The sequence below is a fragment of the Streptomyces sp. LS1784 genome (assembly GCF_020103755.1).
Lineage (GTDB): Bacteria > Actinomycetota > Actinomycetes > Streptomycetales > Streptomycetaceae > Kitasatospora.
In genome coordinates this window covers 1-905 of record NZ_JAHSQD010001165.1, presented here as the reverse complement: position 1 = coordinate 905, position 905 = coordinate 1, and the positions used below count along the sequence as shown (strand labels likewise).

Here is a 905-nt window from a genome sequence, read left to right as displayed (position 1 = left end):
GCCCGGCGCCCGGGAGCGCCGCGCCGCGCTGCACGCCGCCCCGCTGGAGCCGGCCGTGGTGGAACAGCTGCGCGTCCTCGGTGCGCGGCACGGCGCGACGCTGTACACCGTCGTGCTGGCCGCCGCGTTCGCCGCGCTGGGCATCGCCTCCGGGCAGGACGACCTCGTCCTCGGCTGCGCCAGCGGTCACCGGGCGCGGCCCGAGTTCCGCCGGACCGTCGGACTCGCGGTCAACACCCTCGCCGTGCGGGCGAACCCGTCCGGAGACCCGTCGTTCGTCGAACTGCTCGGCCTGGTCCGCACCGCCCTGCTCGACGCGCAGCAGCACCACGAGGTGCCGCTCGACCTGGTGGTCGAGCAGCTCGGTGCGGCCGCCCGCGGCGCGGACGGCACCCCGCTGCTCTCGGTCAGCTGCGACCTGGTCCAGACCGTCGACCCGCTGGTGCTGCCGGGCCTCGACACCGAGAACGTGGAACTCGACCTGGGGCTGGCCAAGTTCGGCCTCACCATGCTGGTGGAGGACAGCCCGGCGCCCCGCTGCCTGCTGCAGCACGACCGGGACGCGCTGGACGAGACCACCGCCGCCCGGCTGCTCGGCGCCTTCGCCGAACTGCTCACCGCCGTGGCCGGCGACCCGGAACGGCGGCTGTCCGAACTGCCCGGAGAGCGGTTGGCGGCCGCCGAACACCCGGTCGTGGAAGCCCTGTCGGCCGACCCCGCGGTGGTCGAGGCGGCCGTGGTCGAGAACCCCGACGGCCCGCCGCTCGCCTACGCGGTGGTCCGTGGCGCGGTCGTCCCGAGCGGCACCGCCCTGCGGGCCGCCCTGCGCGGGCGCCTCCCGGCCACCGAACTGCCGCTCGCGGTCACCCTCGTGGACCGGCTGCCCCGCCACCCCGACGGCACCC

Annotated in this window: 1 protein-coding gene; it reads left to right on the top strand. The window is 76.8% G+C overall.

The features are described 5' to 3' along the window. The coding region (locus tag KS423_RS46340) for a condensation domain-containing protein (protein ID WP_224285640.1) at positions 1-905 on the top strand (905 nt) is incomplete at both ends.